Origin of the sequence: Mycobacterium szulgai, from assembly GCF_002116635.1 — a bacterium.
GTDB lineage: Bacteria > Actinomycetota > Actinomycetes > Mycobacteriales > Mycobacteriaceae > Mycobacterium > Mycobacterium szulgai.
This window is the reverse complement of the sequence record NZ_LQPW01000173.1, coordinates 20,100-35,328: the sequence shown is the minus strand read 5'-3', so window position 1 is coordinate 35,328 and position 15,229 is coordinate 20,100. Positions and strand designations below refer to the sequence as shown.

11 protein-coding genes and 3 rRNA genes are annotated in these 15,229 nt (G+C 62.2%); 7 read left to right on the top strand and 7 right to left on the bottom strand.

Annotated features, from left to right (window positions below):
* Nucleotides 1-4 precede the first annotated feature (4 nt).
* A complete protein-coding gene (locus tag AWC27_RS27630) occupies nt 5-448 on the top strand; it encodes a DUF2550 domain-containing protein (protein WP_085673832.1) in 444 nt (147 codons plus the stop codon).
* Here AWC27_RS27630 and AWC27_RS27625 read toward each other — a convergent pair.
* Together AWC27_RS27625 and AWC27_RS27620 are read right to left on the bottom strand one after the other, a co-directional pair.
* Entirely contained in the window at nt 445-849 is a 405-nt protein-coding gene (locus AWC27_RS27625; protein WP_211281722.1) for a VOC family protein, read from the bottom strand. The genes AWC27_RS27630 and AWC27_RS27625 overlap by 4 nt on opposite strands.
* 43 nt (nt 850-892) lie before the next feature.
* On the bottom strand, nt 893-1,480 hold the full coding sequence (locus AWC27_RS27620; RefSeq protein ID WP_085673828.1) for a cob(I)yrinic acid a,c-diamide adenosyltransferase: 588 nt from the start codon (nt 1,478-1,480) through the stop codon (nt 893-895).
* An 83-nt stretch (nt 1,481-1,563) separates the two neighbouring features.
* Between AWC27_RS27620 and murA the strand changes: the two genes are divergently transcribed.
* From murA to rrf, 4 genes are all read left to right on the top strand, one after another.
* Complete coding sequence (gene murA / locus AWC27_RS27615; protein WP_085673826.1) at nt 1,564-2,820, top strand: UDP-N-acetylglucosamine 1-carboxyvinyltransferase; 1,257 nt, start codon at nt 1,564-1,566, stop codon at nt 2,818-2,820.
* Between the two features lie 291 nt (nt 2,821-3,111).
* Nucleotides 3,112-4,642 (top strand): 16S ribosomal RNA (locus AWC27_RS27610).
* A 277-nt stretch (nt 4,643-4,919) separates the two neighbouring features.
* A 23S ribosomal RNA gene (locus AWC27_RS27605) occupies nt 4,920-8,021 on the top strand.
* Nucleotides 8,022-8,105: 84 nt separating this feature from the next.
* Nucleotides 8,106-8,218 (top strand): 5S ribosomal RNA (gene rrf, locus AWC27_RS27600).
* Together the 16S, 23S and 5S rRNA genes form the textbook arrangement of a ribosomal RNA operon.
* 53 nt (nt 8,219-8,271) lie before the next feature.
* Here rrf and AWC27_RS27595 read toward each other — a convergent pair.
* From AWC27_RS27595 to AWC27_RS27580, 4 genes are all read right to left on the bottom strand, one after another.
* A complete protein-coding gene (locus AWC27_RS27595) occupies nt 8,272-8,769 on the bottom strand; it encodes a methylated-DNA--[protein]-cysteine S-methyltransferase (protein WP_085673824.1) in 498 nt (165 codons plus the stop codon).
* Nucleotides 8,766-10,265, bottom strand: coding sequence for a DNA-3-methyladenine glycosylase 2 family protein (locus AWC27_RS27590; RefSeq protein WP_085673822.1), 1,500 nt, complete (start codon nt 10,263-10,265; stop codon nt 8,766-8,768). The genes AWC27_RS27595 and AWC27_RS27590 overlap by 4 nt, the downstream gene beginning before the upstream one ends.
* Nucleotides 10,266-10,436: 171 nt before the next feature.
* On the bottom strand, nt 10,437-12,071 hold the full coding sequence (locus AWC27_RS27585) for an adenylate/guanylate cyclase domain-containing protein (RefSeq protein ID WP_085673820.1): 1,635 nt from the start codon (nt 12,069-12,071) through the stop codon (nt 10,437-10,439).
* A 7-nt stretch (nt 12,072-12,078) separates the two neighbouring features.
* Nucleotides 12,079-13,698, bottom strand: a complete 1,620-nt coding sequence (locus AWC27_RS27580) for an adenylate/guanylate cyclase domain-containing protein (RefSeq protein WP_085673818.1) — start codon at nt 13,696-13,698, stop codon at nt 12,079-12,081.
* 46 nt (nt 13,699-13,744) lie between these two features.
* On the opposite strand from AWC27_RS27580, the gene nucS reads away from it, so the two are divergent.
* Together nucS and AWC27_RS27570 are read left to right on the top strand one after the other, a co-directional pair.
* Nucleotides 13,745-14,416, top strand: a complete 672-nt coding sequence (gene nucS, locus AWC27_RS27575) for an endonuclease NucS (RefSeq protein WP_085673816.1) — start codon at nt 13,745-13,747, stop codon at nt 14,414-14,416.
* Nucleotides 14,416-14,709, top strand: coding sequence for a hypothetical protein (locus AWC27_RS27570; RefSeq protein ID WP_085673814.1), 294 nt, complete (start codon nt 14,416-14,418; stop codon nt 14,707-14,709). The genes nucS and AWC27_RS27570 overlap by 1 nt, the downstream gene beginning before the upstream one ends.
* Here AWC27_RS27570 and mce read toward each other — a convergent pair.
* A complete protein-coding gene (gene mce, locus AWC27_RS27565) occupies nt 14,706-15,164 on the bottom strand; it encodes a methylmalonyl-CoA epimerase (protein ID WP_139837260.1) in 459 nt (152 codons plus the stop codon). The genes AWC27_RS27570 and mce overlap by 4 nt on opposite strands.
* Nucleotides 15,165-15,229 lie beyond the last annotated feature (65 nt).

Sequence of the window (15,229 nt, the reverse complement as noted above, 5' to 3'; positions counted from 1 at the left end):
CCCGATGAGCGCGCCCATGGTCGGCATGGTCGTGCTCGTCGTCCTGTTGGGCGTCGCCGTCCTAGCGCTGAGCTACCGGTTGTGGAAGCTACGGCAAGGTGGAACGGCCGGAATCATGCGCGATATCCCGGCCGTCGGAGGTCACGGCTGGCGCCACGGAGTAATCCGCTATCGCGGCGGCGAAGCCGCGTTTTACCGGCTGTCCAGTCTGCGGCTGTGGCCGGACCGCCGGCTCAGCAGGCGGGGCTTGGAGGTGGTGGGCCGGCGCGCGCCACGGGGCGACGAATTCGACATCATGACCGACGAGATCGTGGTGCTGGAATTGCGCGATACCACACAGGAGCGGCGGGTCGGCTACGAAATCGCTTTGGACAGAGGCGCATTGACCGCATTTCAATCGTGGCTGGAGTCACGGCCGTCGCCGCGGGCCCGTCGCCGCAGCGTCTAACTCTCGCCGGGCCATGGCGTAACGGTCTGGCATCCGTATTCTTCGGGCGCGACGTCGCGCAGCGTTTCGCTGAATTGCCAGCGATGGCCGGCGAGATCTTCGACGGTGCATTCCCGTTCTCCGTACTCGCGGTCGACGGGCGGCTCCAGTATCTTGGCCCCCGCCGCCCGGGCACGCTCATACTGAGCGTCCACGTCGCCGACCCGCACCTTGATTTCGTGCGTGACGATGCCGGCAGTCGGCGGTTGCCGCTCACCGGCGATGTCCGCGACGATCATCGCCGCCTCCGCCCCGATGCTCATCTGGGCTCGGTGGCTCTCTCCGATCCGCGTGCGCTCGATGAAACCGAACGCTGCGGTGAGCCACCCCACTGCCGCACGCACATCGGGATAGACGAGCACCGGAATCACGGCAGCCGGAGGAATCGACCGATTGTGCTTCATGTCAGGCCTTTTCGCTCGGGCTGCCGCCGCCGGGACGCCATAGCACGTCACCGGCGGGGTTCGCTAGCCGCGACAGGATGAAGAGCAAATCCGACAACCGGTTCAGATACTTCGCCGGCAAGTCGCTGACCCCGTCCGGATGGGCCTGGACCGCCGTCCACGCCGAGCGCTCGGCCCGCCGGACTACCGTGCGGGCGACGTGCAACAGCGCCGACAGCGGCGAACCGCCTGGCAACACAAAGGAATTCAGCGCAGGCAGGTCCTCATTGTAGGTGTCACACCAGCCTTCCAGCCGGTCGATGTAGGACTGGGTGATACGCAGCGGTGGATGCTCGGGATTTGCCACCACCGGCGTCGAGAGATCCGCGCCGGCGTCGAACAAGTCGTTCTGAATGTGGCGCAGTACCGCGGCGACCTGCTCGTCAGGGCCACCCAATGCAATGGCAACACCGATCGCGGAGTTGGCCTCGTCACAGTCGCCGTAAGCCACCAGCCGCGGATCGGTCTTGGAAACCCGTGAGAAATCGCTCAGTCCCGTGGTGCCGTCGTCGCCGGTGCGGGTATAGATGCGGGTCAGATGGATTCCCATGAGCAAAAACCGTACCGCTGCCTGGGCAGGGGTCATGTCTTGGCTGACTGACAAGCCGAAACTGCTTCACTACACTGACCCGGGTGGCGGAGCGTTTCGTGGTGACCGGCGGGAACCGGTTGTCAGGCGAAGTCGCCGTCGGGGGCGCCAAGAACAGCGTGCTCAAACTCATGGCCGCGACCCTGCTCGCCGAGGGCACCAGCACGATCACCAACTGCCCGGACATCCTCGACGTGCCGCTGATGGCGGAGGTACTGCGAGGCCTGGGCGCCACCGTCGAGCTCGACGGTGACGTGGCCCGCATCACCTCACCCGACGAACCCAAGTACGACGCCGATTTCGCGGCGGTGCGACAGTTCCGGGCCTCGGTGTGTGTGCTGGGGCCGCTGGTGGGGCGGTGCAAGCAGGCCCGGGTCGCACTTCCCGGTGGGGACGCGATCGGGTCGCGCCCGCTCGATATGCACCAAGCAGGGCTACGACAGTTGGGCGCACAGTGCAATATCGAGCATGGCTGCGTAGTGGCTCAGGCAGAAACGTTGCGCGGAGCGGAGATTCAGCTGGAGTTCCCCTCGGTTGGCGCCACCGAGAACATTCTGATGGCCGCGGTGGTCGCAGAGGGTGTCACCACGATTCATAACGCGGCGCGCGAACCCGACGTGGTGGACCTCTGCACGATGCTGAACCAAATGGGCGCCCAGGTCGAAGGTGCAGGTTCGCCGACCATGACTATCACCGGTGTTCCGCGGCTGTACCCGACCGAGCACCGCGTGATCGGGGACCGCATCGTCGCGGCCACGTGGGGCATCGCCGCCGCCATGACCCGCGGTGACATCACCGTGACCGGCATCGACCCGTCTCACCTGCAGTTGGTCCTGCACAAGTTGCACGATGCGGGCGCCACTGTCACCCAGACCGACGACAGTTTCCGCGTGGTGCAGTACGAGCGGCCGAAGGCCGTCAATGTTGCGACACTGCCCTTTCCGGGATTCCCGACGGATCTGCAGCCCATGGCCATCGCCCTGGCCTCGATCGCCGACGGTACGTCGATGATCACAGAGAACGTCTTCGAAGCGCGGTTCCGGTTCGTAGAGGAGATGATCCGGCTCGGCGCCGACGCCCGCACCGACGGGCACCACGCCGTGGTGCGGGGACTGCCGCAGCTTTCCAGCGCGCCGGTGTGGTGCTCAGACATCCGAGCCGGTGCCGGTCTGGTGCTTGCGGGGCTGGTTGCCGACGGCGATACCGAGGTGCACGACGTCTTCCACATCGACCGTGGCTACCCGTTATTCGTTGAGAACCTGGGCATTTTGGGCGCTGAGATCGAGAGGGTATGCTCCTAACAACGCCCGACGGGCTCGATCACGAAAACTGACCGAAAACCGGGGCTTGACACCTCTGCCGGAGCTGTATTAAGCTGGCAGGGTTGCCCCGAATCGGGCAAAAACAAGCAAGTGCGTGTTGTTTGAGAACTCAATAGTGTGTTTGGTGTTTTTGTTTGTTGTTGTTTTTTTGACTGCACCTACCACTCCCCGTGTGTGGGTGTAGTCGTATTTTCAGATGCCAGTTTTGGTGTCTTTTTGTTAGGTCAGATTTTCTCTGATTGTAAATTCACCTCGCTATCGAGGGGTTTTTGTTTGGAGAGTTTGATCCTGGCTCAGGACGAACGCTGGCGGCGTGCTTAACACATGCAAGTCGAACGGAAAGGCCCCTTCGGGGGTACTCGAGTGGCGAACGGGTGAGTAACACGTGGGTAATCTGCCCTGCACTTCGGGATAAGCCTGGGAAACTGGGTCTAATACCGGATAGGACCCCGAGGCGCATGCCTTGGGGTGGAAAGCTTTTGCGGTGTGGGATGGGCCCGCGGCCTATCAGCTTGTTGGTGGGGTGACGGCCTACCAAGGCGACGACGGGTAGCCGGCCTGAGAGGGTGTCCGGCCACACTGGGACTGAGATACGGCCCAGACTCCTACGGGAGGCAGCAGTGGGGAATATTGCACAATGGGCGCAAGCCTGATGCAGCGACGCCGCGTGGGGGATGACGGCCTTCGGGTTGTAAACCTCTTTCACCATCGACGAAGGTCCGGGTTTTCTCGGATTGACGGTAGGTGGAGAAGAAGCACCGGCCAACTACGTGCCAGCAGCCGCGGTAATACGTAGGGTGCGAGCGTTGTCCGGAATTACTGGGCGTAAAGAGCTCGTAGGTGGTTTGTCGCGTTGTTCGTGAAATCTCACGGCTTAACTGTGAGCGTGCGGGCGATACGGGCAGACTGGAGTACTGCAGGGGAGACTGGAATTCCTGGTGTAGCGGTGGAATGCGCAGATATCAGGAGGAACACCGGTGGCGAAGGCGGGTCTCTGGGCAGTAACTGACGCTGAGGAGCGAAAGCGTGGGGAGCGAACAGGATTAGATACCCTGGTAGTCCACGCCGTAAACGGTGGGTACTAGGTGTGGGTTTCCTTCCTTGGGATCCGTGCCGTAGCTAACGCATTAAGTACCCCGCCTGGGGAGTACGGCCGCAAGGCTAAAACTCAAAGGAATTGACGGGGGCCCGCACAAGCGGCGGAGCATGTGGATTAATTCGATGCAACGCGAAGAACCTTACCTGGGTTTGACATGCACAGGACGCGTCTAGAGATAGGCGTTCCCTTGTGGCCTGTGTGCAGGTGGTGCATGGCTGTCGTCAGCTCGTGTCGTGAGATGTTGGGTTAAGTCCCGCAACGAGCGCAACCCTTGTCTCATGTTGCCAGCGGGTAATGCCGGGGACTCGTGAGAGACTGCCGGGGTCAACTCGGAGGAAGGTGGGGATGACGTCAAGTCATCATGCCCCTTATGTCCAGGGCTTCACACATGCTACAATGGCCGGTACAAAGGGCTGCGATGCCGCGAGGTTAAGCGAATCCTTTTAAAGCCGGTCTCAGTTCGGATCGGGGTCTGCAACTCGACCCCGTGAAGTCGGAGTCGCTAGTAATCGCAGATCAGCAACGCTGCGGTGAATACGTTCCCGGGCCTTGTACACACCGCCCGTCACGTCATGAAAGTCGGTAACACCCGAAGCCAGTGGCCTAACCCTTGGGAGGGAGCTGTCGAAGGTGGGATCGGCGATTGGGACGAAGTCGTAACAAGGTAGCCGTACCGGAAGGTGCGGCTGGATCACCTCCTTTCTAAGGAGCACCACGAAAAGCATCCCAACTGGTGGGGTGCGAGCCGTGAGGGGTTCTCGTCTGTAGTGGACGAGGGCCGGGTGCGCGGCAACGAACAAGCCAGACACACTATTGGGTCCTGAGGCAACACTCAGGCTTGGCCAGAGCTGTTGTCCCACCATCTTGGTGGTGGGGTGTGGTGTTTGAGAATTGGATAGTGGTTGCGAGCATCAATTGGATGCGCTGCCCTCGTGGTGGCGTGTTCTTTTGTGCAATTTTAATTCTTTGGTTTTTGTGTTTGTAAGTGTCTAAGGGCGCATGGTGGATGCCTTGGCATCGAGAGCCGATGAAGGACGTGGGAGGCTGCGATATGCCTCGGGGAGCTGTCAACCGAGCGTGGATCCGAGGATTTCCGAATGGGGAAACCCAGCACGAGTCATGTCGTGTTACCCGTATCTGAATATATAGGGTGCGGGAGGGAACGCGGGGAAGTGAAACATCTCAGTACCCGTAGGAAAAGAAAACAAAAGTGATTCCGCTAGTAGTGGCGAGCGAACGCGGAATATGGCTAAACCGCACACATGTGTAACCGGGTAGGGGTTGTGTGTGCGGGGTCGTGGGAGGATACATCTCAGCTCTACCTGGCTGAGGGGCAGTCAAAAAGTGTCGTGGTTAGCGGAAGTGGCCTGGGATGGTCCGCCGTAGACGGTGAGAGCCCGGTACGTTAAAACCCGTCACCTGCCTTGTATCAATTCCCGAGTAGCAGCGAGCCCGTGGAATTTGCTGTGAATCTGCCGGGACCACCCGGTAAGCCTAAATACTTCTCGATGACCGATAGCGGATTAGTACCGTGAGGGAATGGTGAAAAGTACCCCGGGAGGGGAGTGAAAGAGTACCTGAAACCGTGTGCCTACAATCCGTCAGAGCCTCCTTGTGGGGTGATGGCGTGCCTTTTGAAGAATGAGCCTGCGAGTCAGGGACATGTCGCAAGGTTAACCCGTGTGGGGTAGCCGCAGCGAAAGCGAGTCTGAATAGGGCGTATCCCCGTAAGGGGTGTAGTGGCATGTTCTGGACCCGAAGCGGAGTGATCTACCCATGGCCAGGGTGAAGCGCGGGTAAGACCGCGTGGAGGCCCGAACCCACTTAGGTTGAAGACTGAGGGGATGAGCTGTGGGTAGGGGTGAAAGGCCAATCAAACTCCGTGATAGCTGGTTCTCCCCGAAATGCATTTAGGTGCAGCGTTACGTGTTTCACCACGGAGGTAGAGCTACTGGATGGCCGATGGGCCCTACTAGGTTACTGACGTCAGCCAAACTCCGAATGCCGTGGTGTATAGCGTGGCAGTGAGACGGCGGGGGATAAGCTCCGTACGTCGAAAGGGAAACAGCCCAGATCGCCGGCTAAGGCCCCAAAGCGTGTGCTAAGTGGGAAAGGATGTGCAGTCGCAGAGACAACCAGGAGGTTGGCTTAGAAGCAGCCACCCTTGAAAGAGTGCGTAATAGCTCACTGGTCAAGTGATTGTGCGCCGATAATGTAGCGGGGCTCAAGCACACCGCCGAAGCCGCGACAACCGCAAGGTTGGGTAGGGGAGCGTCCCTCATTCAGCGAAGCCATCGGGTAACCGGTGGTGGAGGGTGGGGGAGTGAGAATGCAGGCATGAGTAGCGATAAGGCAAGTGAGAACCTTGCCCGCCGAAAGACCAAGGGTTCCTGGGCCAGGCCAGTCCGCCCAGGGTGAGTCGGGACCTAAGGCGAGGCCGACAGGCGTAGTCGATGGACAACGGGTTGATATTCCCGTACCCGTGTGTGCGCGTCCCTGATGAATCAATTCTGCTAACCACCCAAATGGTGGTCTATCAATCCCTTCGGGGTGCGAGGATCGCCGGCTGCGTGGGACCCGGGTTGGTAGTAGTCAAGCGATGGGGTGACGCAGGAAGGCAGCCGTACCAGTCAGTGGTAATACTGGGGCAAGCCCGTAGGGAGAGCGATAGGCAAATCCGTCGCTCATTAATCCTGAGAGGTGACGCATAGCCGATTGAGGCGAATTCGGTGATCCTCTGCTGCCAAGAAAAGCCTCTAGCGAGTTCACACACGGCCCGTACCCCAAACCAACACAGGTGGTCAGGTAGAGAATACCAAGGCGTACGAGATAACTATGGTTAAGGAACTCGGCAAAATGCCCCCGTAACTTCGGGAGAAGGGGGACCGGCATGCCGTGAACACCTTTTCGGTGGGAGCGGAAACCGGTCGCAGAAACCAGTGAGAAGCGACTGTTTACTAAAAACACAGGTCCGTGCGAAGTCGCAAGACGATGTATACGGACTGACGCCTGCCCGGTGCTGGAAGGTTAAGAGGACCCGTTAACTCGTAAGGGTGAAGCGGAGAATTTAAGCCCCAGTAAACGGCGGTGGTAACTATAACCATCCTAAGGTAGCGAAATTCCTTGTCGGGTAAGTTCCGACCTGCACGAATGGCGTAACGACTTCTCAACTGTCTCAACCATAGACTCGGCGAAATTGCACTACGAGTAAAGATGCTCGTTACGCGCGGCAGGACGAAAAGACCCCGGGACCTTCACTATAGCTTGGTATTGTTGTTCGGTACGGTTTGTGTAGGATAGGTGGGAGACTGTGAAACTCCAACGCTAGTTGGGGCGGAGTCGTTGTTGAAATACCACTCTGATCGTATTGGACACCTAACGTCGAACCGTATATCCGGTTCACGGACAGTGCCTGGTGGGTAGTTTAACTGGGGCGGTTGCCTCCTAAAATGTAACGGAGGCGCCCAAAGGTTCCCTCAACCTGGACGGCAATCAGGTGTTGAGTGTAAATGCACAAGGGAGCTTGACTGCGAGACTTACAAGTCAAGCAGGGACGAAAGTCGGGATTAGTGATCCGGCACCCCCGAGTGGAAGGGGTGTCGCTCAACGGATAAAAGGTACCCCGGGGATAACAGGCTGATCTTCCCCAAGAGTCCATATCGACGGGATGGTTTGGCACCTCGATGTCGGCTCGTCGCATCCTGGGGCTGGAGCAGGTCCCAAGGGTTGGGCTGTTCGCCCATTAAAGCGGCACGCGAGCTGGGTTTAGAACGTCGTGAGACAGTTCGGTCTCTATCCGCCGCGCGCGTCAGAAGCTTGAGGAAACCTGTCCCTAGTACGAGAGGACCGGGACGGACGAACCTCTAGTGCACCAGTTGTTCCACCAGGAGCACTGCTGGATAGCTACGTTCGGACAGGATAACCGCTGAAAGCATCTAAGCGGGAAACCTTCTCCAAGATCAGGCTTCTCACCCTTTTAGAGGGATAAGGCCCCCCGCAGAACACGGGATCGATAGGCCAGACCTGGAAGCTCAGCAATGAGTGAAGGGAACTGGCACTAACCGGCCGAAAACTTACCAACACAACAAATCGCAACCACAATCCATTTCACGGCTTATAGCCGTAAAACACCGCACCCCGCCACCAGTACAAATTTAAATAGAGTTACGGCGGCCACAGCGACAGGGAAACGCCCGGTCCCATTCCGAACCCGGAAGCTAAGCCTGTCAGCGCCGATGATACTGCCCGCACGGGTGGAAAAGTAGGACACCGCCGAACATACAAAAACACCCCCGGTTCTCCGGGGGTGTTTTTGCTTTCGGGGTGAATTTCTAGTCGAATAGTGTCAAATCGGCCGGCGCCGGGCGTCTTTCCAATTCGAGCAGGGCTTGTTTCCGCTCGAGCCCACCGCCGTAGCCGGTGAGTCTGCCGCTGGCGCCAATGACACGATGGCACGGCACGATGATTGCGATCGGGTTGTGGCCATTCGCCAATCCCACGGCACGTGCAGCGCCGGGTGCCCCGATCTGTTCGGCGATTTCGCCGTAGGAGCGTGTCTCGCCGTATGGGATGGTGAGCAACGCCTTCCATACCCGCCGCTGAAATTCTGTGCCACGCAGATCGAGTTGCACATCGAACTCCACGAGTTCGCCCGCGAAATAGGCGTTGAGCTGATCGACGGCCTCTGCAAATGACTCGTTGTCTGGCGCCCAGCCGGTACGGCTCGGCTCGTAGGTTTGGTCGACCATCCGCAAGTTGGTCAGCACCGTGCCCTGCCCGGCCAGTGTCAACGGTCCTATCGGACTATCGATGGTGCGGTAGCTAGTCATGCAATCTCCTTCGAGGGGGGCCATACGTTCACGGGGTGATCGAGGGTGGTCCACAAGTGTTGGGTGGCGTAAGAGCGCCAGGGACGCCATTGCGCGGCGCGTCCGGTGAGCGCGCTTTGGCGTTCGGGTAGACCCAGTCGCCGGGCGGCCAGCTTTACGCCGAGGTCGGTGACTGGAAAGGCGTCCGGGTCGCCGAGCGCGCGCATCGCGATTATCTCCGCTGTCCAGGGGCCGACGCCGGGCAGCGACTCCAATTGGCTGCGCGCGCGGGTCCAGTCGCAGCCGGGGTCCAATACGACATTGCCGTCAGCAAGTCCGGCGACGAGGGCGGTCAGGGTCCGTTGCCGCGCCTTGGGAACGGCCAGATGGGCGGGGTCGATCGCCCCATTCTCCAAGAGGTCCTCAACTGACGGAAAGGTATGTGTCAACGCACCCTGGGCATCGTGCACCGGCTTCCCGTAAGCGGTGACCAACCGCGCCGCGTGGGTTCGTGCGGCTTTGGTCGACACCTGCTGGCCCAGTACCGCGCGAATCGCCAACTCGGCCTCGTCGACAGTGCGGGGAATGCGCTGGCCGGGAGCCTTGGCCACTACCGGATTCAGCTCGGGGTCTCGGCTCAGCGCCTCGACCACGGCTTCCGGGTCGGCATCGAGATCCAGCAGTCGTCGGCATCGCGCGGTGGCCGCAGCGAGGTCTCGGAAGTCGTCGAGTACCAGCACGCACCGCACGTGATCGGGTGCCGGCGTCAGAGCGACCAGCCCGTTGCCCCAGGAGAGCCGCAGTGTGCGGCGGTATGCACCGTCGCGGACTTCCTCGCAGCCTGGTATGGCGCCCGCAGCCAGATGACCGAATACGCCTTCATAGGCAAACGGCGTTCGGACCGGCAGACGCAACGAAATGGTGCCCGCAGAAGTGGAATCGGCCCCGAACCGGGCGGTTGCGCGCTCGCGTAACGCGGTGGGCGTGCTGTCGCACACCACGCGCACCGTGTCGTTGAACTGGCGGATGCTGGAAAACCCGGCCGCGAACGCGACGTCGCCGAATGGCAGGTCGGTTGTCTCGATGAGGATGCGGGCGGATTGCATGCGCTGAGCGCGGGCCAGCGCGAGGGGGCCGGCGCCGACCTCGGCCTGCAATAGCCGCTCCAGTTGACGGGTGGTGTAACCGAGGTGGGCGGCGAGTCCGGTGGCACCCTCGCGGTCCACCGTGCCGTCGGCGATAAGCCGCATTGCCCGCGCGACCACGTCGCCACGCACATTCCATTCCGGTGAGCCTGGGGATGCATCCGGACGGCAGCGTTTACAGGCCCGGAAGCCTTCCCGTTGCGCGGCCGCAGCGGTCGGCAGGAACCGCACGTTGCGGGCGAACGGCGGGCGGACGGGGCAACTGGGCCGGCAGTAGATCCGGGTGGTCAGCACCGCGATGACGAACCAGCCGTCGAATCGGGCGTCCTTGGACTGGACGGCCCGATAGCAGCGTTCGAAATCGTCATGCACGCTTCCACAGTTACACCTGACCACCGACAAGACTGGCGGAAAAACGACATCAATGTGGACGGCTGGTAGGGCGAGCTAGGGGCAGCAGCGATTTTGGGTCTCGTCCCACTGCGCCACGATCTCGCGCGAACAAGCCGAGGCGATCGCCGCGCTGTGGCGCGCCCTCGCTGGCTACCGAGCTGGCTTGGCCGGTTCGGCCGGGGACGCGAGCCGGGTCCGCTGGTCGTGCCCGCGCAGTTTGACGTGTCTGCCCAAAGTCCAACGGGCCCGCTCGGTTTCGCTTGCGCCCTCTAAGGTTTGCGCCGAAGCCAGTAACTTGCCCGGACGCGATTTGGCCAGCTCGCACAGCCGGGCGGCTTCGTTGACCGGCTCACCGATGACTGTGTATTCGAACCGCTCCTTGGAGCCCACGTTGCCGGCGACGACCTGCCCCGCCGCCACTCCGATACCGGCGGGGCATTCGGACATTTCGTTGACGAGCCGGTCGGCGATCGTTCGCGCGGCGGCCAGCGCCGCGTCCTCGGGACTGTCGAGTCGGTTGGGGGCCCCAAAGATCGCCAGCGATGCATCGCCCTCGAACTTGTTGACGAACCCGTGGTGACGATCGACTTCCTCGACGACTATCGCGAAAAACCGATTGAGCAATTTGACGACATCCGCCGGAGGCTGACTGGTCACCAGCTTGGTGGAGCCCACGATATCGATGAATACCACCGCGACATGGCGTTCTTCACCGCCCAGTTTCGGTCTTTCGCGCTCGGCGGCGAGGGCCACTTCGCGCCCGACGTGCCGGCCGAACAGATCGCGTACCCGCTCACGTTCGCGCAGGCCGTCGACCATCGCGTTGAAGCCGCGCTGCAGCTCGCCAAGTTCGGTTCCGTCGAAGACCACCAGGTCCCCGCGTAGATTGCCCTGTTCGACGCGCTTGAGCGCCGCGCGGACCACGCGAACCGGGGTGGCCGTCAGCCAGGCGAGAATCCACATCAGCATGAAGCCGAAGATCACCGTCGCCGCGCAGATGATCAGCACTCCCACCGCGAACTCGGTCTCGGTCAGGTTTCTCAGCACGAGTTGGAAGAACGCCAGCAGCCCAATGCCGATCACCGGCACGGCCGAACCCAACAGCCACACCATCAAGGTCCGGCCCATGATGCCCGGCGCGAGTCGGCGGGGCGGTGGTCCCGCCTCGAGGGCCTGCGCCGCCACCGGTCGGAGGGCGAATTCAGCGAGCAGGTAGCTGCCGGTGGCGACCAGCAGGCCGCAGAAGTTCACCGCGACCAGAAACCGCGGGATGAACAAGCGGTCGGCCATCCCGTAGAGCGTTGCCAACAGCACCGCCCCGACTCCCCAGAGGATGAGATCGACTATTGCGACCCGCCAGGGTGCGAGGAAGGTGTTGCGCTCGTCGTCATGGCTCGGGGTGCGCTCCTCGATGGCCCAACGCAGCGCGAGGACGGTCTGCCGAGTGATCCAATAAGTGCCCACGACGAGGGCAAGCACGATGTATGCCGGGGAGACGCCGAAGGTGATCCACAACAGTTCGTCGTCGAACACGCTGGGAGCCGGAATGGCCACAGTTACCAACAGCAGGGCGACGCCGATCCCGAGCAGGTTGGCGCCGACAACCATCACGGTCAGGATGATCTGGATGCGGACGCGCCGGCGTTGCTGGCTCTCCGCGACCCGCCCAAGCAGCCACGATCCGTACGCTGGGGTGTCCGGTCGGCCGCTTTGCCGGGTAACCCGCTCGAGCACCCGGCCTAAGCGCTGCGCGGTGCTTTTCTTGGCGGGCTGCTTGGGAGACATCGTGGCGTCAGCCTAATTCTTTTCGAGGGCAGGCCAGTTGGGTGGGCTCGTCGTGACCGCGCAGTGTGACTCTCTGGTCCAAACACCAACGGGCGCGCTCGTTTTCGCTTGCGCCGTGCACCGTTGCCGCTGACGCCAGCAGCCTGTCCGCGTGCGACTTCGCGAGTTCGCACAGCCGGGCGGCCTCGTTGACGGGCTCGCCGATCACGGTGTACTCGAATCGTTCGTGCGCGCCCACGTTGCCGGCGACGACCTGTCCGGCTGCCACACCGATGCCGGCCTGACACTCGGGCATCTGGCTCGTCAGCCGCTGCGCCATGGTCCGTGCGGCGGCCAGCGCTGCGTCTTCGGGACAGTCGAGGCGGTTCGGGGCCCCGAAGATCGCCAACGAGGCGTCGCCCTCGAACTTGTTGACCAGCCCGCGGTGACGGTCGACCTCCTCGACGACGATCGTGAAGAACTGGTTGAGCAGGTGCACTACGTCGGCCGGCCGGCGGCTGCGGACCAACTGCGTGGAGCCGATGATGTCGATGAAGACGACGGCGACATGGCGTTCTTCGCCACCCAGCTTCGGTCGCTCGCGTTCGGCGGCCGCAGCAACCTCACGTCCGACGTGCCGTCCGAAAAGATCGCGGATCCGTTCGCGCTCGCGCAGGCCGTTCACCATCGCGTTGAAACCGCGCTGCAGCTCGCCGAGTTCGCTTCCGTCGAAGACCACCAAGTCGCCCTGAAGATCGCCCTGCTCGACGCGCTTGAGTGCAGCGCGCACGACCCGAACGGGTGTGGCGGTCAGCCATGCCACGATCCACATCACCAGAAACCCGAAGATCAGGGTTACCGTCGCCAGGATGAGGATCGCCACCCCCAACTGGGTCTCGGTCAGGTCGCGCACCAAAAGCGTGAAGAGCGCCGTGAGGCCGATGCCGGCCAGGGGTGCGCCCGAACCCAGGGTCCACACCGTCATCGTCCGGCCCATGATTCCCGACAGGAAACGCTGTGGCGTTCGTCCGGCTTCGAGGGCTTGCGCGGCCACCGGCCGCAGCGCGAATTCGGTGAACAGGTAGCTGTTGGTGGCCACCAGGACGCCGGTAATGGATACGGTGAACAACATGAAGGGGATGAACAGGCGGTTCGCCATGCCGTAGAGCGTCGCCAGCAATATCGCTCCGACATCCCATAACACGATGTGGATAACAGCCACCCGGAACGGGGCGAGCAAGGTGTTGCGTTCGTCGGCCTGGGTGGGCGGGCGCTCCTCGATGGCCCACCGGATGGAGCGGTTGACGATGCGCGTGGTGATCCAGTAGGTCCCCAGAGCCAGCGCGAACGTGGCGTAGGCCGGCGAGACAGCGTAGGTGACCCACCACGGTGCATCGGTGTAAATATTGGGTGCCGGGAAGGCGAAAGTGAGTATCAATACCGCGACGCCGATGCCGGTCAGATTCGACAGCAGGATATAGCTGTTCACGATGAGCTTCATGCGCCGCCGCCGGCGCGGCAGGCTATCGGAGAGGCCCCCGAGCAGCCATGAGCCATACTCGGACGTCTCCGTCAGCCGGCCGCTTTGCCGGGTCACCTTCTCGAGCACGCGGCCCAGTCGGTGCGCCATGCTTTCTTGGGGCGACATGGTGGCGTCAGCCTACATTCGTCGACCACGCTCTAAGGTGAGTCGGGTGCGTCTAGTTGTTGCCCAATGCACTGTCGACTACGTCGGCCGGCTCACCGCTCACCTTCCGTCCGCGCGCAGGCTGCTGTTGTTCAAGGCCGACGGGTCGGTCAGCGTGCACGCCGACGACCGTGCCTACAAGCCGCTGAACTGGATGAGTCCGCCGTGCTGGATGACCGAAGAGCTCGCCGCTGACATACCTGTATGGGTCGTGCAGAACAAGGCCGGAGAACAGCTGCGCATCACCGTGGAGGGGGTCGAGCACGACTCCAGCCACGACTTGGGCGTAGACCCCGGGTTGGTCAAAGACGGCGTCGAGGCTCACCTACAGGCGTTGCTCGCCGAGCATGTCTCGCTGCTGGGCCCGGGGTACACGTTGGTGCGCCGCGAGTACATGACCGCGATCGGTCCGGTCGACCTACTGTGCCGCGACGAACAAGGTGCCTCGGTCGCGGTCGAGATCAAACGCCGGGGCGAGATCGACGGCGTGGAGCAGCTCACCCGATACCTCGAATTGCTCAATCGGGACAGCGTCCTTGCTCCGGTCAAAGGGGTCTTCGCCGCCCAGCAGATCAAGCCACAGGCCCGCACGCTGGCTACCGATCGTGGAATCCGTTGCGTGACATTGGATTACGACCAGATGCGGGGTATGGACAGCGACGAGTACCGGCTGTTCTGATGGGCCGGCGCCGCAAGCCGCCGCGGGCGCAACTGCCGGTATCGCCGGCGCCGCTGTTGAGCCGGGTGGAGACGGGGCCCGATGGTCATCCCTATGAAGTGCGGCCGATCGCGGCGGCCCGCGCCGTCAAGACCTACCGCTGCCCTGGGTGTGACCACGAAATCCGTTCCGGCACGGCGCATGTGGTGGTATGGCTGGCCGAATCCGCGGAAGCCGTGCAAGACCGGCGGCACTGGCACACGCCGTGTTGGGCAAATCGCGCCAATCGCGGGCCGACTCGGAAGTGGTCCTAGGGCGCCGGTTCGACCAACTCGATCAGCACGCCGCCGGCGTCTTTCGGATGGATGAAGTTGATCCGGGAGTTTGCCGTACCGCGCCGGGCCGCTTCGTAGACCAGCCGCACACCCTGGCTTTGCAGGCGCTCGCAGAGGGTGTCGAGGTCAGTGACGCGGCAGGCCAGCTGCTGGATGCCCGGTCCTCGTTTTTCCAGAAACTTCGCGATAGCCGACGACTCGTCGCTGGGGGCCATCAGCTGGATCTGGGCGGTCGAGCCGGGCACCGCCAGCATCGCCTCGCGAATCCCCTGATCGTCGTTGACTTCCTCGTGCACCAGGATCATCCCCAGGTGATCGTGGTACCACTCGATTGCGGCGTCCAAGTCGGCGACCGCGATGCCGACGTGATCCAAACCAGTCACCAAGGCGGTGGCTAGAACGTGACGGGCGTCAACTTGATCGGTCGTCATCACACAACGGTAACCTGACGGGAGAGAATCTGCTTCTCCGGGTTGGCCGGATTGGCCGTTCCGTGCGC

What these genes read in the sequence shown, in the direction of transcription:
- AWC27_RS27595 (WP_085673824.1), bottom strand. Translation starts at nt 8,769, where the DNA reads ATGACTAGCTACCGCACCATCGATAGTCCGATAGGACCGTTGACACTG.
- AWC27_RS27630 (WP_085673832.1), top strand. Translation starts at nt 5, where the DNA reads ATGAGCGCGCCCATGGTCGGCATGGTCGTGCTCGTCGTCCTGTTGGGC.
- AWC27_RS27580 (WP_085673818.1), bottom strand. Translation starts at nt 13,698, where the DNA reads ATGTCGCCCCAAGAAAGCATGGCGCACCGACTGGGCCGCGTGCTCGAG.
- AWC27_RS27570 (WP_085673814.1), top strand. Translation starts at nt 14,416, where the DNA reads ATGGGCCGGCGCCGCAAGCCGCCGCGGGCGCAACTGCCGGTATCGCCG.
- AWC27_RS27585 (WP_085673820.1), bottom strand. Translation starts at nt 12,071, where the DNA reads ATGTCTCCCAAGCAGCCCGCCAAGAAAAGCACCGCGCAGCGCTTAGGC.
- AWC27_RS27620 (WP_085673828.1), bottom strand. Translation starts at nt 1,480, where the DNA reads ATGGGAATCCATCTGACCCGCATCTATACCCGCACCGGCGACGACGGC.